Annotated in this window: 22 protein-coding genes and 1 other annotated feature; of the genes, 15 read left to right on the top strand and 7 right to left on the bottom strand. The window is 65.6% G+C overall.

What is annotated here, in order from left to right; genetic code table 11:
- The first annotated feature begins 15 nt into the window (after positions 1–15).
- The 5 genes from ACT2BZ_RS22730 (at position 16) to ACT2BZ_RS22710 (ending at position 4,564) form a co-directional block, all read left to right on the top strand.
- Positions 16–534 (top strand): dihydrofolate reductase, encoded by a 519-nt coding sequence (locus ACT2BZ_RS22730; RefSeq protein ID WP_457937986.1) that lies wholly within the window; start codon positions 16–18, stop codon positions 532–534.
- A gap of 152 nt (positions 535–686) precedes the next feature.
- A complete protein-coding gene (gene hflK / locus ACT2BZ_RS22725; protein ID WP_457937984.1) occupies positions 687–1,778 on the top strand; it encodes an FtsH protease activity modulator HflK in 1,092 nt (363 codons plus the stop codon).
- Positions 1,778–2,734 (top strand): protease modulator HflC, encoded by a 957-nt coding sequence (gene hflC, locus ACT2BZ_RS22720; protein WP_457937982.1) that lies wholly within the window; start codon positions 1,778–1,780, stop codon positions 2,732–2,734. Before hflK ends, hflC begins: the two co-directional genes overlap by 1 nt.
- Before the next feature lie 10 nt (positions 2,735–2,744).
- Positions 2,745–2,930 (top strand): DUF2065 domain-containing protein, encoded by a 186-nt coding sequence (locus ACT2BZ_RS22715; protein ID WP_457937980.1) that lies wholly within the window; start codon positions 2,745–2,747, stop codon positions 2,928–2,930.
- Between the two features lie 116 nt (positions 2,931–3,046).
- Positions 3,047–4,564 (top strand): DegQ family serine endoprotease, encoded by a 1,518-nt coding sequence (locus ACT2BZ_RS22710; RefSeq protein WP_457937978.1) that lies wholly within the window; start codon positions 3,047–3,049, stop codon positions 4,562–4,564.
- Between the two features lie 46 nt (positions 4,565–4,610).
- Here ACT2BZ_RS22710 and ACT2BZ_RS22705 read toward each other — a convergent pair whose 3' ends face one another.
- Positions 4,611–5,180: a GNAT family N-acetyltransferase gene (locus ACT2BZ_RS22705; RefSeq protein WP_457937976.1), complete on the bottom strand. Its 570-nt coding sequence runs from the start codon at positions 5,178–5,180 to the stop codon at positions 4,611–4,613.
- On the bottom strand, positions 5,177–6,064 hold the full coding sequence (gene serB, locus ACT2BZ_RS22700; RefSeq protein ID WP_457937974.1) for a phosphoserine phosphatase SerB: 888 nt from the start codon (positions 6,062–6,064) through the stop codon (positions 5,177–5,179). The genes ACT2BZ_RS22705 and serB overlap by 4 nt, the downstream gene beginning before the upstream one ends.
- On the opposite strand from serB, the gene miaA reads away from it, so the two are divergent.
- From miaA to ACT2BZ_RS22685, 3 genes are all read left to right on the top strand, one after another.
- Entirely contained in the window at positions 6,063–7,010 is a 948-nt protein-coding gene (gene miaA / locus ACT2BZ_RS22695) for a tRNA (adenosine(37)-N6)-dimethylallyltransferase MiaA (RefSeq protein ID WP_457941419.1), read from the top strand. The genes serB and miaA overlap by 2 nt on opposite strands.
- A 110-nt stretch (positions 7,011–7,120) precedes the next feature.
- Entirely contained in the window at positions 7,121–7,912 is a 792-nt protein-coding gene (locus ACT2BZ_RS22690; RefSeq protein WP_457937972.1) for a GGDEF domain-containing protein, read from the top strand.
- 182 nt (positions 7,913–8,094) lie between these two features.
- Positions 8,095–8,358, top strand: a complete 264-nt coding sequence (locus tag ACT2BZ_RS22685) for a sunset domain-containing protein (protein ID WP_457937970.1) — start codon at positions 8,095–8,097, stop codon at positions 8,356–8,358.
- A gap of 57 nt (positions 8,359–8,415) precedes the next feature.
- On the opposite strand, the gene ACT2BZ_RS22680 is transcribed toward ACT2BZ_RS22685, so the two are convergent.
- A complete protein-coding gene (locus ACT2BZ_RS22680; RefSeq protein WP_457937968.1) occupies positions 8,416–10,248 on the bottom strand; it encodes an ATP-binding protein in 1,833 nt (610 codons plus the stop codon).
- 395 nt (positions 10,249–10,643) lie between these two features.
- Here ACT2BZ_RS22680 and ACT2BZ_RS22675 point away from each other — a divergent pair, with 395 nt between their 5' ends.
- The 7 genes from ACT2BZ_RS22675 to ACT2BZ_RS22645 all read left to right on the top strand — a co-directional run bounded on the left by ACT2BZ_RS22675 (position 10,644) and on the right by ACT2BZ_RS22645 (position 15,980).
- Positions 10,644–12,425 carry an acetolactate synthase 3 large subunit gene (locus ACT2BZ_RS22675; RefSeq protein WP_457937966.1) on the top strand — a complete coding sequence of 594 codons (1,782 nt, stop codon included), beginning with the start codon at positions 10,644–10,646 and terminating at the stop codon, positions 12,423–12,425.
- A 63-nt stretch (positions 12,426–12,488) separates the two neighbouring features.
- Positions 12,489–13,058 carry an acetolactate synthase small subunit gene (ilvN, locus tag ACT2BZ_RS22670; RefSeq protein WP_457937964.1) on the top strand — a complete coding sequence of 190 codons (570 nt, stop codon included), beginning with the start codon at positions 12,489–12,491 and terminating at the stop codon, positions 13,056–13,058.
- Between the two features lie 133 nt (positions 13,059–13,191).
- The gene (locus ACT2BZ_RS22665; RefSeq protein ID WP_457937962.1) at positions 13,192–13,605 is read left to right on the top strand and encodes a cupin domain-containing protein; all 414 of its coding nucleotides are present in this window, start codon (positions 13,192–13,194) and stop codon (positions 13,603–13,605) included.
- Positions 13,606–13,732: 127 nt separating this feature from the next.
- Positions 13,733–14,329: a LysE family translocator gene (locus tag ACT2BZ_RS22660; RefSeq protein WP_457937960.1), complete on the top strand. Its 597-nt coding sequence runs from the start codon at positions 13,733–13,735 to the stop codon at positions 14,327–14,329.
- A gap of 46 nt (positions 14,330–14,375) precedes the next feature.
- Entirely contained in the window at positions 14,376–14,999 is a 624-nt protein-coding gene (gene nthA / locus ACT2BZ_RS22655; RefSeq protein ID WP_457937958.1) for a nitrile hydratase subunit alpha, read from the top strand.
- Positions 14,996–15,655, top strand: coding sequence for a nitrile hydratase subunit beta (nthB, locus tag ACT2BZ_RS22650; protein ID WP_457937956.1), 660 nt, complete (start codon positions 14,996–14,998; stop codon positions 15,653–15,655). The genes nthA and nthB overlap by 4 nt, the downstream gene beginning before the upstream one ends.
- Complete coding sequence (locus ACT2BZ_RS22645; protein ID WP_457937954.1) at positions 15,642–15,980, top strand: nitrile hydratase accessory protein; 339 nt, start codon at positions 15,642–15,644, stop codon at positions 15,978–15,980. Before nthB ends, ACT2BZ_RS22645 begins: the two co-directional genes overlap by 14 nt.
- Before the next feature lie 25 nt (positions 15,981–16,005).
- Here ACT2BZ_RS22645 and ACT2BZ_RS22640 read toward each other — a convergent pair whose 3' ends face one another.
- From ACT2BZ_RS22640 to ACT2BZ_RS22625, 4 genes are all read right to left on the bottom strand, one after another.
- Positions 16,006–16,482 (bottom strand): cupin domain-containing protein, encoded by a 477-nt coding sequence (locus ACT2BZ_RS22640; protein WP_457937952.1) that lies wholly within the window; start codon positions 16,480–16,482, stop codon positions 16,006–16,008.
- A 19-nt stretch (positions 16,483–16,501) separates the two neighbouring features.
- Positions 16,502–17,113, bottom strand: a complete 612-nt coding sequence (locus tag ACT2BZ_RS22635) for a TetR/AcrR family transcriptional regulator (RefSeq protein ID WP_457937950.1) — start codon at positions 17,111–17,113, stop codon at positions 16,502–16,504.
- A gap of 93 nt (positions 17,114–17,206) precedes the next feature.
- On the bottom strand, positions 17,207–18,061 hold the full coding sequence (locus tag ACT2BZ_RS22630; RefSeq protein ID WP_457937948.1) for a universal stress protein: 855 nt from the start codon (positions 18,059–18,061) through the stop codon (positions 17,207–17,209).
- Positions 18,062–18,168: 107 nt separating this feature from the next.
- Entirely contained in the window at positions 18,169–19,653 is a 1,485-nt protein-coding gene (locus tag ACT2BZ_RS22625; protein WP_457937946.1) for a SulP family inorganic anion transporter, read from the bottom strand.
- A 62-nt stretch (positions 19,654–19,715) separates the two neighbouring features.
- Positions 19,716–19,771 (bottom strand) — a sequence feature (sul1 is cis-regulatory element that is thought to sense ions involved in sulfur or methionine metabolism; They are found in Alphaproteobacteria).
- Positions 19,772–19,898 lie beyond the last annotated feature (127 nt).

Raw genomic sequence — 19,898 nt, 5'->3', positions numbered from 1 at the left:
GAGAGTGCGTGGAGAATGGATATCGCGATCTATGTCGCGATCGCCCGCAACGGGGTGATCGGCCGCGAGGGCGGGCTGCCATGGCGGCTTTCGAGCGATCTCAAGCGCTTCAAGGCGGACACGATGGGAAAGCCGATCATCATGGGCCGCAAGACCTGGCAGGGCATCGGCCGGCCGTTGCCCGGCCGGCACAACATCGTGGTTTCGCGCGACCCTGATTTTCGCGCCGAGGGCGCGGACACGGTGATCTCGCTGCAGGACGCGATAACGCTGGCGCGGGCGCGCGCGCATTGCGTGACCGGCGTCGATGAGATCTGCATCATCGGCGGCGGCCAGATCTACGAGCAGGCGATGCCGCTCGCCAACAGGCTCCATGTCACGCATGTCCTGGCCGAGGTGGAGGGCGACACGCACTTCCCGCCAATCGACCTGAAAACGTGGCGCCGGGTCAGCAGCCGGAACTTCCCGGCAGGCGAAAAGGACAGCCATGCGACACGCTATACGGTTTACGAAAGACGCCCGGCAGTGCATTGACTGACTGAAGACCGGGATTCCGGCGGCTATTCGACACGGACCGGCTTGGTTGCGTTGAAAGCGAAGCCGCGCATCCCTATAGAAGACATCACGGGAGCGCGCGCCGCAACGTTTCGGCGCGCATGGGTTTTAAGAACACCGAAAGGACTTTCATGCCCTGGAACGACAAGAGCGGCGGCGGCGGCCCATGGGGCGGCGGCAACGGCAATGGCGGCGGACCGTGGGGGCAGGGACCACGTCCCAGCGGCCCGCAGGGGTCTCCCCCTGATCTCGAAGACATCATCCGCCGCGGCCAGGACCGGCTGAAGCAGGCGCTGCCCGGCGGTGGCCGCGCGACGCCGGCACTGTTCGGCCTGATCGCGCTCGGCCTCGTGGCGCTGTGGCTGTTCCAGGCGATCTACACGGTGCAGCCGGACCAGCTGGCTGTCGAACTGCGCTTCGGCAAGCCCAAGGAAGAGCTGTCGCAGCCCGGCCTGCACTTCCATTGGTGGCCGATCGAGACGGTCGAGTATGCCAACACGGCCGAAAAACTCGTCGACCTGGGTGAAGTGCGCGGCAACACGTCTTCGGGCCTGATGCTGTCGGGCGACCAGAACATCGTCGACGTGAAGTTCTCCATCGCCTACCAGGTCTCCAACCCGGAAGCCTATCTCTTCAACGTCGCCAATCCCGACGACATGGTGCGCCAGATCGGCGAGAGTGCCATGCGCGAGGCCGTCGGCAAGCGTCCTGCGCAGGACATTTTCCGCGACGACCGCCAGGGTATTGCCGACACGGTGCGGCAGATCATCCAGACGACACTCGACCAGTACGGCACGGGGCTGAGCATCAACGCGATCTCGATCGAGGACGCGGCACCGCCGCGCGAAGTCGCCGACGCGTTCGACGAGGTGCAGCGCGCCGAGCAGGACGAGGATCGCTTCGTCGAGGAATCGAACCAGTACTCCAACCAGAAGCTCGGCCAGGCACGCGGTGAATCCGCGCAGATCCGCGAAGAAGCGGCCGCCTACAAGAACCGGGTCGTGCAGGAAGCCGAAGGTGAGGCGCAGCGCTTCATCTCGGTCTATGACGAATATGCCAAGGCCCCGGAAGTGACGCGCGAGCGCCTGTTCATCGAGACGATGGAAAAGGTGCTCAAGGATTCCAACAAGGTCATCATCGAGCAGGGCAGCGGACAGGGCGTCGTGCCCTACCTGCCGCTGCCGGAACTGGCCAAGCGCGCGCCGGCTGAAGGAGCAAACTGATGGCAAACCGTCTTCCATTCATCGCCATCGTCCTGGCGGCCATCGTGTTCCTCGTCTTCTCGTCGATCTTCGTCGTCAACGAGCGCCAGCAGGCTATCGTGTTGCGCTTCGGCGAGATCGTCGACGTGAAGAAGGACCCGGGTCTCTACTTCAAGCTGCCCTTCGGCTTCTTCGAGGCCGACAATGTGCAGATCATCGACGACCGTATCCTGCGCTTCGACCTCGACGACATCCGCGTCCAGGTCTCGGGCGGCAAGTTCTACGAGGTCGACGCCTTCGTCGCCTACCGCATCTCGGACGCACGGACCTTCAGGCAGGCCGTGTCGGGTAGCGTGCAGCTCGCCGAACAGCGGCTTCGCACCCGTCTCGACGCAGCCCTGCGCCGCGTCTACGGCGTGCGCGGCTTCGAGTCGGCGCTCTCAGAAGAGCGCGCCGCGATGATGCGCGAGGTCGCCGACCAGCTGCGGCCCGACGCCACCTCGCTCGGCCTGCAGGTCGAGGACGTTCGCATCCGCCGTACCGACCTGACGCAGGAAGTGTCGCAGCAGACCTTCGACCGCATGAAGGCCGAGCGTCTCGCCGAGGCCGAAAGGCTGAGGGCGCGTGGCCGCGAGGCGGCGCAGCGCATCCGCGCCCGCGCCGACCGCGAAGTGGTCGAGATCATCGCCGAAGCGCGCAAGGAATCGGAAATCCTGCGCGGTGAAGGCGAAGCGCAGCGCAACGCCGTGTTTGCCGACGCCTTCCAGCGTGACCCGGGCTTCTTCGAATTCTATCGTTCGATGAACGCCTACGGGGCCGCCCTGCAGGGCACCGGCACGACCATGGTGCTGTCGCCGAGCTCGGAGTTCTTCCGCTTCTTCCGCAATTCCAGCGGATTGGGCACGCCGGGACCGGCCGCTCCGGCACCGCAGTCGGGCGCTGCCACGACGGCGCCTGCGACCGGCACCAGCCAATAGAGGAAGTCCGGTGACGGACTTCCTGGCCGCCATCGGCCTGGTCCTCGTTGTCGAGGGCCTGGTCTATGGCGGCTTTCCGGGCCTTGCCAAGCGGCTCGCCGCCGAAGTGCTCGCAACCCCCGAAAACGTGCTGCGCATCGCCGGGCTGGTGGCCATTGCCGCTGGCGTCGGCATTGTCTGGATGGTGCGCGGATAACGCAGGATTTATCCTTGCCCCGATAGCCAAAGTCGCAAACACGCCGTATTTCTTGCCAACATGACGCTTGGCCGTCCGCAGGCCATGACTCTTCACGACGCACCGGGAGCTTCCGCATGATTTCCAACCGTTTTCTGCCCGCCGTGCGGAAGGCGCTCCTCGGCGCAACCATCGCTTTCCTGCCCGCCGCGACGCTCGGCCTTGCGCCGGTGCCTGCCGCGCATGCGCAGGCGGTGCCGCAGAGCAACGGACCGGCCTCGGTCGCCGATCTCGCCGAGGGCCTGCTCGAGGCGGTCGTCAACATCTCGACCTCGCAGAACGTCAAGGGCACCGAGGGGCAGAACACGGTGCCGATGCCGAAGGCGCCGGACGGCTCGCCGTTCCAGGATTTCTTCGACGAGTTCTTCAAGGACCGCCAGGGCGAGAACAGCGGCCCGCAGCAGAAGGTGCAGTCGCTGGGCTCCGGCTTCGTGCTGGATGCCGAGAAGGGCATCGTGGTGACCAACAACCACGTGATCGCCGACGCGGACGAGATCGAGGTGAATTTTTCCGATGGCTCGAAGCTGACAGCCGAACTGGTCGGCACCGACACCAAGACCGACATTGCCGTCCTCAAGGTCGATGCGAGCAGGAAGAAGCTGAAGGCAGTCAAGTTCGGCGATTCCGACAAGATGCGGATCGGCGACTGGGTCATGGCGATCGGCAATCCGTTCGGCCTCGGCGGCACGGTGACGGTAGGCATCATCTCGGCGCGTAACCGCGACATCGATTCGGGCCCCTATGACGACTTCATCCAGACCGACGCGGCGATCAACCGCGGCAATTCCGGCGGCCCGCTGTTCAACATGTTCGGCGAGGTGGTGGGCATCAACACCGCGATCATCTCGCCCTCGGGCGGCTCGATCGGCATCGGTTTCTCGATCCCCTCCGAACTCGCCACCGGCGTTGTGGCGCAGCTCGTCGAGTTCGGCGAGACGAGGCGCGGCTGGCTCGGCGTGCGCATCCAGCCGGTAACCGACGAGATCGCCGAGAGCCTCGGCCTGGCAGACGCCAAGGGCGCGCTGGTGTCCGGCATCATCAAGGGCGGGCCGGTCGACAACGGTTCGATCGAACTCGGCGACGTCATCATCACCTTCGACGGCAAGGATATCGGCCACAGCCGCGAACTGCCGCTGGCGGTGGCCGAGAGCCCGGTCGGCAAGGAAGTCGACGTGGTGGTGCTGCGCAAGGGCAAGGAAGTCACCGTCAAGGTGACGCTCGGTCGGCTCGAGGAAGGCGAAAAGCTCGCCGAGGCCGACGGCTCGTCCGGCAGCGACGAGGGCGGTCCGGTTGCCACAGCCTCGGTGCTCGGCATGACGATCGGCGAACTGACCGACGAGGCGCGCAGCAAGTTCGGCATCGCACCGGACGTCTCCGGCGTCATCGTTACCGAGGTGGCCGAGAATTCGGCTGCCGCCGAACGTGGCGTCGTGGCCGGCGAGGTGATCACCGAGATCGCGCAGGAGACCGTCGCGATGCCCAAGGACGTGCTCGACCGCATCGCCGCGTTGAAGGAGCAGGGACGCAAGAACGCGCTCCTGATGCTGGCGTCGAAGACCGGCGAGCTGCGCTTCGTCACGATCCGGATGGATTGATTCCGTTGTTTCGCTCAACCCGTTGGGTTGAAACACAAAAGCCCGGCTATGATGCCGGGCTTTTTTGTTTTTCCCAATGCGTGCGGGACAGTCTGTAAAGGACAAAGCGCTTCAGTTCAGGCTGGTTGTCCGGGACTTCCGGATGCAGGAACTCGCCGGGGTCGGCGCGCATGCCGAGACGCTTCATCACGGCAGTGGAGCGGTGGTTGTTCCAGACCGCGAAGGAGATTACCTCGTCGCGGCCGAGCGGCCCGAAGGCGTGGTCGAGGAGGGCGCGGGCGGCCTCGGTGACATAACCCTTGCCCCAGTACTCCGCCGCCAGCCGCCAGCCGATCTCCAGCGTGCCTGCCGGCACGATGGGCACAATCTCGGCGGCGTTGAGGCCGACGAAGCCGATGCATTGGCCGGTCTCGGCGATTTCGGCGGCCGTCCAGCCGTAACCGTCCACAGCGATGGCGTCGCGCATCTCGTCCATCACCGCGTCGGCCTGGGCACGGCTGCGGCGAAACGGAAAGAACTCCATGACGCGGTCGTCGGAATTGATGCGGTGGAAGAGCTCGCGGTCGCGCTCCTGCCAGTTGCGCAGGATCAGCCGTTCGGTGCGCAGCAGCGTCATGCGACGATCTCGGCTTCGCGATAGCCCTGCAGGTAGAGAAGGGCGGTGAGGTCGCCGTGATCGATACGGACGCCGGCCTCCGCGGCTACCGCGGGCTTGGCGTGCAGCGCCACGCCCATGCCGGCAAGCCGCAGCATGTCGAGATCGTTGGCGCCGTCGCCGACGGCAATGGCGTCCGCAGGGGTGAGCCCCAGGCGCGCCGCGATCTCGTTCAGCGCGTCGGCCTTGGCGGCGCGGCCGAGAATGGGTTCTGCGACCTCGCCGGCAAGCCTGCCGCCGGCCTCGATCAGCCGGTTGGCGCGGTTTTCCTGAAAGCCGAGCTGTTCGGCGATGCGCCGGGTGAAGACGTCGAAGCCGCCCGAAACGAGGGCGGTCCAGGCGCCGTTGCGGCGCATGGTGCGGACGAGCGCCTGCCCGCCGGAGGCGAGCGTCAGCCGGTTGTCGATGATGCGGTCGATGACCGAAGAGTCGAGGTCCTTCAGCAGCGCAACGCGCGCGCGCAGCGCCGGCTCGAAGGCGATCTCGCCGTTCATCGAGCGCGCGGTGATGGCCGCAACGCGGTCCTTGAGGCCGACTTCGTCGGCAAGTTCGTCTATGCATTCCTGGTCGATCATGGTGGAATCCATGTCGGCGATGAGGATCTTCTTGCGTCGCGTGGCCGCGTCGTGGACGACGAAGTCGATGTCTGTACCGGCGAGACTGTCGGCGAGAGCGGCCATGGCCGCGGCCTTGCCAAGGCTGGCGGGCAGCGCCAGATCGCAGGCGATGCGGTCGGCCAGCCAGTCGATGGCGCTTGCGCCGACGGCTGCCGAAGCGATAGTCGCGAGCGGCGGCGTGAGCAGGCGCGCGGCAGGATGGGAAATCAGCGTGGCTACGAGCGGCATGAAAAAATCCGGCGGGGGCGAGGGGCCAATCAGGAACGCGATCCTGATAGCCGGGCCAACCGCCAGCGGCAAGTCGGGCCTGGCGCTGGATCTCGCAGAGAAGCTTGGCGGCGTCATCGTCAACACCGATTCCATGCAGGTCTATTCCGTGCTGCGCGTGCTGACCGCGCGGCCCGGCGCGGCCGATCTCGCCCGTGCGCCGCATCTGCTCTACGGCCATGTTCACCCGAGCATCGCCTATTCCACCGGTGCCTGGCTGCGTGACGTCACCGCGCTTGCCGAAAGCGGCGAACTCGACAAGGCAAGGCCGATCTTCGTCGGCGGCACCGGGCTCTATTTCCGGGCGCTGCTCGGCGGCATGTCGCAGATGCCCGACATTCCCGCCGACGTGCGCGCGCACTGGCGCGACGAGCTCGAGCGGCAGGGGCCCGACAGGCTGCACGAGATCCTGATGCGGGATGATCCGGCGGCGGCAGCGACGCTGAAACCGGGCGACGGCCAGCGCATCGTGCGGGCGCTCGAGGTCTTGCAGGCGTCCGGCCGGTCGATCCTCGACTGGCAGGGCGAAAGCGGCACGCCGCTGGTGGACGCCGAAAGCGCACGGCTGCTGGTGATCGAGCCGGTGCGGGCCGAACTGGTCGCCCGCATCGACGCGCGGTTCGATACGATGGTGGCGGAGGGCGCGATGGACGAGGCCAAGGCCATGGGCGCGCTAAAACTCGACCCGGCGCTGCCGGCCCTGAAGGCGATCGGGGTGCGCGAGCTGCTGGCGGCGGCGGCCGGGGAAACCAGCGTCGAGACGGCCATCGAGCAGGCCAAGATCGCGACCAGGCAATATGCCAAGCGCCAGTCGACCTGGTTCCGCAACCAGTTCGGGCCCGAATGGCAGCGGCTGGATGGCAAGGGTCCATTCACGTCAGTGGGCACGGTATCCCCGGTTAGCTGAGGACAGGGTCAACCGAACGTTACCGCGCATGCAGGTTTCGGTGGTCGCGCTTAACGCTCTTTAAGGCTCGTCGTGGCACTATCTGAGCCCGTTCCGCCTGCGAGGGGTTGATGCGCTTCCACAAGTCCGAAACCGCGTTCTTCGTGTTCATCGCGGTCATTCTTGCTGCGGGCGTCCTGACGCTGCACGCCTATGGCGTGTTGTTCACCCTTGCCGACGTGACTTCGGATGCTGGCCGGTTCGGCGATGTCGCCTATCTCTCGAAGGTGCTCTTTGCCACGGGCGTGCTGCTGGCTACGGCGCTGTTCTTCGGCATCTTCTTCATCTACCCGCTGATCCGCATCCACGTGAACGAGGAAAGCAAGCTGCGCGCCATGGCCGCGTCGCTGAGCGCCCGGTCGCAGACCATGGAAAAGGCGGCACTCACCGATGGCCTGACCGGGATGCAGAACCGGCGCTATTTCGACGATGCGCTGAAGGAGTATCTCGACGAGTTCCGGCGTATCGAGCGGCCAGTCGGGCTGATGATCCTCGACCTTGACCACTTCAAGCAGGTCAACGACACGCACGGGCACGACGTCGGCGACGAGGTGCTGCGGGCGGTGGCCGACTGCCTCAAGGACCTGACGCGCTATCACGACATCGTGGCGCGTCTGGGCGGCGAGGAGTTTGCCGTCGTGGCGCCCAACATGGATGACGAGATGATGCGGCGCTTCGCCGAGCGCATCCGGAAGGCGATATCGGGCCTGTCGATCATGTCGGGCAATGTCACGCTGAGGGTCACGACCAGCGTCGGCATCGCCGTGTGGGATTGCAAGGAAAGCGCCGAGAGCCTGTTCCGGCGCGCCGACCAGCATCTCTACGAAGCCAAGAAGGGCGGGCGCAATCGCGTCAGTGCCTGAACCGACTGCCGTACGGCATGGCGGCATTTTAGCAAAATTGCAGTTTTGACCTTCGCCTGATGTCAATGCGGGCGAGCGACCATGCCGCCATGACATGGAATCCGAAGCCGGAGAAATTCCCGCGACGTAACGCCCGGTATCGGGGCCTTGCGCACCGCCGCAACGGACCTCACCCGCTAACCATGCCTGCCGCGATGTTGGCCATCGGCCTGGCCGGCACGATCTACGCCTTCGGCGACGTGTCTTTGGGAGGCCTGGCGGCGGCGCTGCCCGGGTCCGGCTGCGCCATCAAGGGCAATGTCAGCATCATCACAGGCGAGCGCATCTACCATGTGCCGGGGCAGGACCATTACGCGCAGACGCGGATCTCGCCGGAATGGGGCGAGCGCTGGTTCTGCTCGGAGGCCGACGCGCGGCGAGCCGGTTGGCGCAAGTCCAAGCGATAGCAAAAACCCGGAGCCAGGGCCCCGGGTTCGAAAAGCCTGTCCTTCAGCCGTGGTCGATCAGACGGCGCGCGAGCCGAACTTGCCGGGCTTCAGGCCGTAGCCGAAATCGAGATCGTCCTGGTATGCCACCGGCTTGGGAGAGGGCGCTGCCGTGTCCGGCTTGCGGTAGCCCGGGTCGCCGGGCTGCAGTTGAGGATTGACCGGCTCCGAGAAGCCGAGATTGGTCTGCGCCTTCGGCACGTTGCGCAGGCGTTCCACGATCGTCAGCAGATCGACGTCGGTGCCGTCGGACCTTATGGCGTCCTCGTCGCGGTGGCCGGCCCCGGGGATCAGCTTCGGTTCGATGCGCTCGAACCTCAGCCGCATGGTCGTCGCGACGCCCTCGCCGAAGGCAATCGCTTCGCGCTGTCCCATCGAAGAGAGGAAGGCGAGGCTCGAGGCCGAGGAATCGGCGATGGCCGAGCGAATGATCGCCTGGTCCTGCTCATTGGCAAGCCGCATGGCGAAGAAGGTCGAGCACTGCGACAGGATGGTCGGGTCGAGCTCGCCGGGACGCTGTGTCACGACGCCGAGATAGCAGCCATACTTGCGGCCTTCCTTGGCGATGCGCGACAGCGCGTGGCGGGTCGGCGCGAAGCCGAGCCGGGAATCGGCCGGCATGTAGCGGTGCGCTTCCTCGCAGAGCACGAGCAGCTTGAGCTTGCCCTCGCTCCACAGCGCAAGGTCGAAGGCGAGCCGCGCCAGGACCGAGCAGACCGAATTCACAACCTCAGACGGCATGCCGGCCATTTCGAAGCAGGTTACCGGACGTCCTTCATGCGGAACGCGGAAGATCTTGCCGATGGTCTCGTGGATCGTGTCCTCGATCAGCCGCGAATTGAACATGAAGCGGTAGCGGGGATCGTTGACGGCGGATTCGATGCGGGTACGCAGCGATTTCAGCGTCGGCCGGTCCACCTTGCTGTCGAGCAGGCCCATGCGCTCGTCGATCTGCTTGATAAGGTCGGCCATGCGGTATGGCACCGGTGTGTCGGCGGTGAGCGCGTCGACGCCGCGGCGCAGGAAAGCGCCGGCAGCAGGATTGCGGTAGAGATTCTTGGCGGCAGGGATGAGATCGCGCAGGGCGTCGATCTCCTCCGGCACGGTTTCGCGGCCGCGGAACAGCACCTCGGCGAATTCCTCGAGGCGGAACATCCAGAAGGGCAGGTCGAGCGAGCTGGAATCCAAGCGCACGCATTTCTCGGGCATGGTGGCGGCAAATTCATTGTGCGGGTCGAGGATCAGGATGCGCAGGTCGGGCCGCGCCTCGATGGCCTTGCGCATCAGGAGCGACACGGCGGTGGACTTGCCGACACCGGTGGTGCCGACGACCGCGAAGTGGCGGGCCAGCGTGTCGTCGATGGCGATGCGGGCGTCGATGCTCTCATCCTGCGACAGCTCGCCGATGGAGACGGATGGCCGGCCGGCGAGATCGTAGACGGCCTGCAGGTCGCCGGTGCGGATGCGGTGGGCGACGGCGCCGATATGCGGATAGACGGTAATGCCGCGGTCGAAGACCGGGACGCCGGAGCCGTCGCGGTCGCGCACTTCGCCGATCAGCTCGACGCTGACTTCGATGGCGTTCAGTTCGCCGTGGGTCCACGACAGATCGGCCTTGCCGATGGCATAGACCAGGCCGACGGTGCGCGCCACGCCGAGATTGATGGAGATCATGCGGCCGACGGTCCACAGGCTGTCGGGCGAGCCGACGTCGCTGTCGGCGTAGGCCGCGATCGTTGCACGCGCGCCGTCGCATCGCACGACATTGCCCAGCGTGCGGTCCTGGTTCTGCCTGTCGTCGCGGCGCTCCTGCGACGTCGCCTCGCCGGTCGAGGTGTCGGATGCAAACATTTCGGATGTTCCCCTGTCCACTCCGGAGACCCTAGCAATGCGCGGTTAAGGCAGGGTGTGCAGGGATGGTTGAACCAATGTTAAGCCGGAGCCTACAATTGCAGCGATCGGGCTCCCTGCACCGCGATTGCAGGCTTTCGCCGGCTCCCTGGCAAGCTGGCGCGACGCCCGGAAAGAACGCAATTGACTTCCGCAGCGATCCGACCTTATTGTTCGCCGCGATGAAAAAGATAAGCATTCTCGTAGTAGGAAAGCGCGTGGGCAAGGCGGTGTAACCGCCGGGCGAAATCCTCCCATGCGCAAGACACAGGCTCCCTCGGGGGCCTTTTTTATTGCCCGAGACAGACTTAGAAACTACAGCCGCCAGACGGCAAAGCCAGAACGGAAGCGGACCGATGAGCAACGGACAGAACGAACAGCGCGAAATGACGGGCGCGGAGATCGTGGTGCAGGCGCTGAGGGACAATGGCGTCCTCCACCTTTTCGGCTATCCGGGCGGCGCCGTGCTGCCGATCTATGACGAGCTGTTCCAGCAGGAAGACATCGAGCACATATTGGTGCGCCACGAGCAGGGTGCCGGCCACGCCGCCGAAGGCTATGCGCGCTCGACCGGCAAGCCGGGCGTCATGCTGGTCACCTCGGGCCCCGGCGCAACCAACGCCGTGACGCCATTGCAGGACGCGCTGATGGATTCCATCCCGCTGGTCTGCCTGACCGGGCAGGTGCCGACCTCGCTGATCGGCTCGGACGCGTTCCAGGAATGCGATACGGTCGGCATCACGCGGCCCTGCACCAAGCACAACTGGCTGGTCAAGGACGTCAACAAGCTCGCCGCCACCATCCACGAGGCGTTCCACGTCGCCACGACCGGCCGTCCGGGGCCGGTGGTTGTCGACATCCCGAAGGATGTCCAGTTTGCCAAGGGCATCTACACGCCACCGCAGACCGCGCCGCGCACCAGTTACCAGCCAACGATCCAGGGCGACCTCAACCAGGTCAAGGCGGCGGTCGAGCTGATGGCCACGGCAAAGCGGCCGATCATCTATTCGGGCGGCGGCGTCATCAATTCCGGGCCTGAAGCCAGCCAGCTGCTGCGCGAGCTGGTCGAACTGACGGGTTTCCCGATCACCTCGACGCTGATGGGGCTTGGCGCCTATCCGGCGAGCGGCAAGAGCTGGATGGGCATGCTCGGCATGCACGGCACCTACGAAGCCAACATGGCGATGCATGACTGCGACGTCATGGTGTGCATCGGCGCGCGCTTCGACGACCGCATAACCGGCCGGCTGGACGCGTTTTCGCCGAACTCGAAGAAGATCCACATCGACATCGACCCGTCGTCGATCAACAAGAACGTGCGCGCCGACGTGCCGATCATCGGCGATGTCGGCCGCGTGCTGGAAGACATGGTCCGGCTGTGGCGGGCGACCGTCAAGACGGACAAGAAGGCGCTGCATCCCTGGTGGGAACAGATCGCCAAGTGGCGGGCGCGCGATTCGCTGGCCTTCACGCCGAACAACGACGTCATCATGCCGCAATATGCCGTGCAGCGCCTCTACGAGGCGACGAAGGGCAGGGACACCTACATCACCACCGAGGTCGGCCAGCATCAGATGTGGGCGGCGCAGCACTTTCATTTCGACGAGCCGAATCGCTGGATGACGTCGGGCGGGCTCGGCACGATGGGCTACGGCCTGCCGGCGGCGCTGGGCGTGCAGATCGCGCATCCCGACGCACTGGTCATCGACATCGCCGGCGACGCCTCGGTGCAGATGACGATCCAGGAGATGAGCTGCGCGGTGCAGTACAATGCGCCGATCAAGATCTTCATCCTCAACAACCAGTACATGGGCATGGTGCGCCAGTGGCAGCAGCTGCTGCACGGCAACCGGCTGTCGCATTCCTACACGGAGGCGATGCCGGACTTCGTCAAGCTGGCGGAGGCCTATGGCGGCCACGGCATACGCTGCGAGAAGCCGGGCGATCTCGACGCCGCGATTAAGGAGATGATCGAGGTGAAGAAGCCGGTGATCTTCGATTGCCGCGTGGTTTCGCTCGCAAACTGCTTCCCGATGATCCCGTCCGGCAAGGCGCATAACGAAATGCTGCTGCCCGACGAGGCGACCGACGAAGCCGTTGCCAATGCCATCGACGCCAAGGGCAGGGAACTCGTCTAGGCGAACAAACAGTGCCGCCAAAGCAGCGGCTTAGCACAGACTTCTGAGAACGAGATTCATGCCATGAACGCACAGCTTCAGCCGACCGGATCAGCCTATTTCATCGCCAAGGAAACGGAAAAGCCGGAAAACCACACGCTTTCCGTGCTGGTCGACAACGAGCCGGGCGTGCTGGCGCGGGTCATCGGGCTGTTTTCGGGACGCGGCTACAACATCGAAAGCCTGACCGTTTCGGAAACCGAGCACGAGAAGCACCTGTCGCGCATCACCATCGTGACGCGCGGCACGCCGCATGTGCTCGAGCAGATCAAGCACCAGCTGGAACGCATCGTGCCGGTGCACCGCGTCGTCGATCTGTCGGTGATGGCCGAGGAGCTTGGCCAGCCGGCGCTGGCGCGCGAACTGGCGCTGGTCAAGGTGGCGGGGACCGGCGACGACCGCGTCGAGGCGCTGCGGCTTGCCGATGCGTTCCGGGCGAGCGTCATCGACGCCAATACCGAGCACTTCATCTTCGAGATCACCGGCAAGGTATCGAAGGTCGAGCAGTTCATCGCCATCATGAAGCCGCTTGGCCTGGTCGAGGTCTGCCGCACCGGCGTGGCGGCGATGAATCGCGGCCCGCAGGGGATGTGATCCCGCGCGGGTGGCGGCGCCTGCGCGCACCCGCACAGGGTTTCAGTTTCGCGACACGACCAGCCGTTTTTGATGCAGCGGCTGGTGTTGCGCCGGCTAGGATCGCGGCAGATCCAGCTGGAGCCCAAGAGCGATGTCGGTGCCTTTCGTTACACATGATGCCGGCGCGGCATCGGATGGCTGGGCCGAGCCCGGCGGCCGCGGCGTTCTCGGCTGGCAGACGCTGATCACCGGCGACCTGACGCCCTCCGAACAACTGACCGCGGGCATCGCCATCTTCGAGCCGGGCGGTTTCCTGGCGCTGCACCGGCACGAGCCGGCCGAGGTCTACTTCATCCTCGAGGGCACGGGCATCGTCACGCTGGACGGCGTCGACCACCTGGTGAAACCCGGCGACTGCGTTTACGTGCCGCCGATGGCAGAACACGGCGTTCGCAACCTCGATATCGGCATGCTGCGCTTCTTCTACGTCTTCCCGACAAACTCCTTCGCCGACATTACCTACAAGTTCTCGCACGCAGCGGGCGCCTCGCCGGAGCCTGCCTGAGGCGGCGCCAACGGCCCGCGGGCGGGCTGACACAACCGTTCGGCAATCATGGACGGTCGACCCCGGCGCACTTGTGGCGTAGGCGGGTCTATCGCCAATGCTATCGGAACGGGAAAGCCGCCCGCGCATGTCCGCAGAAATCTTCCTTGCCCTTTCCGTCTTTGCCCTCGTCACGTCGGTGACGCCTGGGCCCAACAATTTCATGCTGCTGGCGTCGGGCGTGAATTTCGGCTTTTGGCGCACGGTTCCGCACATGCTGGGCATTTCCTGCGGTTTCTGCTCGCTGCTGCTCGGCGTCGGACTGGGTCTTGGCGCGGGGCTGCAGACGTTTCCGGCGCTGGACATCGCTCTGAAACTCGCGGGCGGCGGTTATCTGCTCTACCTCGCCTGGAGGATCGCCATGTCGCGGTCGATGGCGGCCAGGGCGACGGCCAATGCGGAGCCTCTGACCTTCCTGCAGGCGGCGGCGTTCCAGTGGGTAAACCCGAAGGCCTGGGTGATGGCGGTGACGGCAATGGCCGTCTACACAAACCCAAGCCAGCCCTTCCTCTCGATTCTGCTGGTGGCCATCGTGTTTCCGCTGATCAACCTGCCGTCGGTGTCGATCTGGGCCGGCTTCGGCATGGCGCTGCGCGGATTTCTCGCCGATCCGGTGCGGCTGAAGTGGTTCAACATCGCGATGGGCGTGCTGCTGGCGGCGACGCTCTGGCCGATGCTGCGCTGAGGCCTGCCTTCTTGCGGCGGAAGGCGCGCCGGCATAATTTCGGCTCATGACGCATGATCACGACCACGACCACGACCACGACAATGAACTGGACCCGATGGCGGCGCGGGTGCGCGCGCTGGAGACGATCCTGACCCGGAAGGGGCTGGTCGATCCTGCGGCGATCGACGTCATCGTCGACACCTACGAGACCAAGGTCGGGCCGCGCAATGGCGCAAGGGTGGTGGCGAAGGCCTGGAGCGATCCGGCCTATGCCGACTGGCTGCGCAAGGATGCGACGGCGGCGATCGCCTCGCTTGGCTTCACCGGCCGGCAGGGCGAGCACATGCAGGCGGCCTTCAACACGCCCGACACGCACAACCTCGTCGTCTGCACGCTGTGCTCCTGCTACCCGTGGGCGGTGCTCGGGCTGCCGCCGGTCTGGTACAAGGCGCCGCCCTACCGCAGCCGGGCAGTGATCGACCCGCGTGGGGTGCTGGAAGAGTTCGGGCTGACGCTGCCTGCCGACACGAAGATCCGGGTCTGGGATTCGACCGCCGAACTGCGCTACCTCGTCGTGCCCGAGCGGCCGGCGGGCACCGAGGGTTTTAGCGAGGAAAAGCTGGCCGGCCTGGTGACGCGCGATTCGATGATCGGCACCGGGCTGGCGCTGGCGCCGGTGGCGGCATGAACGGGCCGCATGACCTTGGCGGCCAGATGGGGCTTGGGCCTGTCGCGCCGGAGATCGACGAGCCGGTTTTCCATGCCGAATGGGAGAAACGCGCGCTCGGCCTGACGCTTGCCTCGGGTGCGCTCGGTGCCTGGAACATCGACGAGAGCCGCCATGCGCGCGAGAACCGGCATCCGGTCGATTACCTGTCATCGAGCTATTACGAGATCTGGATCAAGGGGCTGGAGCGGCTGCTGAAGCGGCACAGCTTCGTCAGCGAACGCGACCTCGCAGAGGGCAGGGCGGTGGACGGTGCGGCGACGCCAAGGCGGGTGCTGAAGGCAGCGGACGTGCCGGCGACACTGGCGCGCGGCGGGCCCTGCGACCGCCCGGTCGAGACGCCGCCGCTGTTCAAGGCGGGTGACCGCGTCGTGACCCGCAACTTCAGCCCGACCGGACATACGAGGCTGCCGCGCTATGCGCGGGGGAAGAATGGCGTGGTGGAGACCGTGCATGAGGGTTTTGTCTTTCCCGACAGCAATGCGCATGGCGACGGCGAGAACCCGCAGCGGGTCTATACGGTGGTGTTCACGGGCAAAGAGATCTGGGGCGAGGACGCCGATCCGACGCTGACAGTGTCGATCGACGCCTGGGAGAGCTATCTTGAGCCGGCCTGATCCCCGCGCGGAGATCGATCCGCCGGTGTTCGACGCGCCCTGGCAGGCGGAGGCCTTCGCCATGGTGGTGGCGCTGCACCAGCGCGGTCTGTTCGCCTGGCCGGAATGGGCCGAGATGCTGTCGGCAGAAGTGAAGCGCCCCGGCGTCGCCGCCGACGGCAGCGACTATTACCAGTGCTGGCTGCGCGCGCTGGAGCGCATGCTGGGCGCCAAGGGCGTCACCGACACGGGAGACATCGACGCGCTCGCCGCCGCATGGCAACGCGCCGCGCATGCCACGCCGCACGGCAAGCCGATCCTGCTGGAAAACGATCCGCAGGCCTAGGCGCGGCCATCGGAACGTGTAGCGTTCACTCATCGAGGATGCGCGCGCCATAGCGGGCGGCGGTCTGCATCAACTGTTCCATGTCAGGCTCGCCGCCGGCCTCATGCGCCTTGTCGAGCGGTACGCTGGTCTCGCGGATGAAATTCTCAAAGCCGGCAGGCGAGAAGATCATCATGATGCGGGCGCTTGCCGACTTCACGCGGTAGGAATGCGGAACGCCGCGCGGGCCGAAGACGAAGGCGCCCGGACCGGCCGGCAGGGTCTTGCCGCCAACGGTGAAGTCGACCTCGCCATCCATGATCAGGAAAGCCTCGTCCTCATTGTCGTGCACGTGGAGCGGCACGAAGCCCTCCGGCGTCGAGACGACCTCGGCCACGGCGTAGTGGCCGCCGGTTTCGGCGCCTGTGACCTTGAGGATGGCGGGCTCGCCCAGCCAGAAGAGTCGCTCTCCCTCATCGGGGGCAAGCGCAAGGGCGCCGGCATTCTCGAGCGTCATGTTCATGCAAACCTCCTGTTGCTGACTAGCGGGTGGAATTCTCCTGATCGAGGGCAAGCCACGCCATGGCCATGCGGGTGATTTCGGTCGCGGCCCTGTCGGCCGCGATGCCGCGCGCCCGCAAGGCGGCAAAGCTGCGCTGGTCGAGCAGGGCGGCGATGAAAGCCAGCTGTGCTTCGGCTGGTCGGAGCGGCGCCAAGGCGGCGCGCACGAAGGTGGCCACCGTCCCGGCCCAATAGACTTCCCATTCCTGGATCTGGGGCAGCCTGCGTTCGCGCGGGTCGACCTCGGCCGCCGAACCGGCCCGGTCGTAAAAGGCGAAGACCTCGGCGACGACGCGTCCGAGCCGGTCTACAGGGTTGGCAAGGCCGTCGAGCAAGTCCTCGGCATCCTCGGGGGAGGGTGGGCGAAAACGCTCCATCATCAGCGCGCCACAGGCCGGCAGTAGGGCGTCGAGGTCGGGGAAATGCTTGTAGACGGTGCCGATCGAGACATCGGCATGGGCGGCGATGTCCTTCCAGGACGTGCCGAGGACGCCCTTTCGCGAATGAAGCTCCAGAGTCGACTCGACGATGCGCTGCCGGGTTTCGGCGGCATTGCTGCTGCGCTTCTTCATCGAATAACGGCGAGGCGACATGGCGGACGATCACCAATTAATTGGATGAATTATACATCCAATTAATTGTCGTTACAAGCGACCGGCTGGCAGGCTGGCGCTGGCGTTCCGCGATCAGCGGATGAGCAGGACCGGGATCTTGCAGCGGCGGACCATGGCGCTGGTGGTGCTGCCGATGACCAGGCTGCGGATGCGCGAATGGCCGTAGGCGCCCATGACCAGCAGGCCCTCATGCTCGGATTCGACCCGCGCGCCGATGACCTCGTCGGGGTCGCCCTGCAGCAGCAGCGCTTCGACCGTATAGCCGGCATCGCGCAGGATTCTTGCGGGAGCGTCGAGGCGCGAACGGTTTTCCGCGGTGTCGGCGCCGACCGACAGCAGCGTGCAGGGGAGGCCCTTGAGCATCGCACTGTTGGCGACGCAATCGACGGCGCGGTTGGCGCTGGCGCCGCCGTCATAGGCGATGACGAAGCGTTCGACCGGCTTGAACGCGCGCGAGGCCACGAAAACCGGCTTGTGCATTGCCCTGACAACGCGCTCCAGGTTGGATCCGAGATGCAGTTTTGCGAAATCGGCGCCTTCGCCGCGCTTGCCGATGACCAGCATCGCGGCGTCCTTTTCCATCTCGGCGACAGTCTCGACGAGATCGCCGATGCGAAGCCTGGTCGTCACGTCGCCGACGCCGTCTTCTTCAACGGCGGCCTTTGCGTCGTCGAGAATGGCGCGGCCGCGCTTCTGGGCCAGCTTGGCGCGCTGCTCGTCGAGCGTCGCGAGTTCCGAGAGCAGCGCGGTGCGCGCGCCGAGCGCTATCGAGCCGCTGAGGTCGGCGGGGACGCTGGCGGTTTCGCGCCGGCCGAGCACGTGCAGCAGCTCGACCGGCTGGCCGGTACGGCCGGCAATCCACGCGGCGTGGTCGCAGACGCTGCGCGCATAGACCGAGCCGTCGACGAGGGCGATGAGTTTCGACATGGGTGTCCTCCCTGCGTCCGGCCAGCGCCGGTTGTGCTTTTCTTTGACCATAACCCGTTGCGGTGACCTGCCGCCAGTCTCGCGGGCGGCAGTTTGGAAATTGACCGCTAGTGACCCATCAGGGTTTCGAGCGCGCCCGGCTTGTCGTGCACGGCAAGCCTGTCGACGATGGTCTCGCTGGCCTTGTTGAGACCGACGATCTCGACCTCGGCACCGTCGCGGCGGAACTTCAGCACGATCGTGTCGAGGGCGGCGACGCTGGAAATATCCCAGATATGCGCGCGGCTGACGTCGATGACGACCCTTTCCAGCGCCTCCTTGAAGTCGAAGGCGGCAGTGAAGTCGTCGGCCGAGGCGAAGAAGACCTGGCCTTCAACGACATAGGTGCGCGCCTTGCCGTCGTCCGAGAGGGTAGAGGTGACGCGGAAGATCTGGGCGATCTTCCAGGCGAAGAAGATGCCGGACAGAAGCACGCCGACGAAGACGCCGATCGCCAGATTGTGGGTGAAGACGACGCAGATGACGGTCGCCAGCATGACGATCGAGGAGGAGCGCGGGTGGTGGCGCAGGTTGACGATCGACGACCACGAGAAGGTGCCGATCGAGACCATGATCATGATGGCGACAAGGGCTGCCATCGGGATCTGCTTCACCCAGTCGCCGAGGACGACGATCATGAAGAGCAGCAGGATGCCGGCGCAGAAGGTCGACAGACGGCCGCGGCCGCCGGACTTCACGTTGATGATCGACTGGCCGATCATGGCGCAGCCGGCCATGCCGCCGATGAAGCCGGTCGCCGTGTTGGCGATGCCCTGGCCGACGCATTCCTGGTTCTTGTCGCTGGTCGTGTCGGTCAGTTCGTCGACGATGGATGCGGTCATCAGCGATTCCAGCAGGCCGACCGCCGCCACCGCGGCCGAATAGGGCAGGATGATCATCAGCGTCTCAAGCGTCAGCGGGATCTGCGGAATGAGGAAGATCGGCAGGGTGGAGGGCAGTTCGCCCATGTCGCCGACCGTGCGGACGTCGAAGCCGAACCACATCGCAATGGCGGTCAGCACGAGGATGCAGATCAGCGGCGAGGGGATTGTCTTCGTTATCAGCGGGAAGAGGTAGATGATGCCAAGACCGGCGGCGACCATGACATAGGTCAGCCAGGGCACACCGATGAGCTCGGGCAGCTGCGCCATGAAGATCAGGATGGCGAGCGCGTTGACGAAGCCGGTCATCACCGAGCGCGAGACGAAGCGCATGACATAGCCGAGCTTCAGCAGGCCGGCGCCGATCTGCAGCAGGCCGGCAAGCACGGTTGCGGCGAGCAGGTATTGCAGCCCGTGCTCCTTGACCAGCGTGACCATCAGAACCGCCGTGGCCGCGGTCGCGGCCGAGATCATGCCGGGACGCCCGCCGGTGAAGGCGAGGATGACGGCGATGGAGAACGACGCGTAGAGGCCGACCTTGGGGTCGACGCCGGCGATGATCGAGAAGGCGATCGCCTCGGGGATAAGTGCCAGAGCGACGACGAGGCCGGCGAGAACGTCGGCGCGGACGTTGCCGAACCACTGGTTTCGGTAAGCGTTTAGGGAGATCATGACGTCCGGATTCCATGCAGGCCCGTCGGATCGGTGGATCCGCTCGGGGCGCAGCTGCGATGAGTTGTCCGGCGGATCGGCGGCCGGAAGAGCCACCCGGCATGTTCCCGGGTCCAGTCGAAGAGCCTCTATAGGATGGTTTGATATTGCATTGCAACATGGGCGGCGCGACAAGTGCGCCGGCCTGGGCCGCACGCCTCGACCAGCTTTCGGACAGGCCGCTGCCGGGGCACTTCGAAAGCCAT

This window comes from Mesorhizobium sp. 10J20-29 (genome assembly GCF_054130485.1).
The sequence above is the reverse complement of the archived record's forward strand: the minus strand, read 5'-3'. Positions and strand labels throughout refer to the sequence as shown.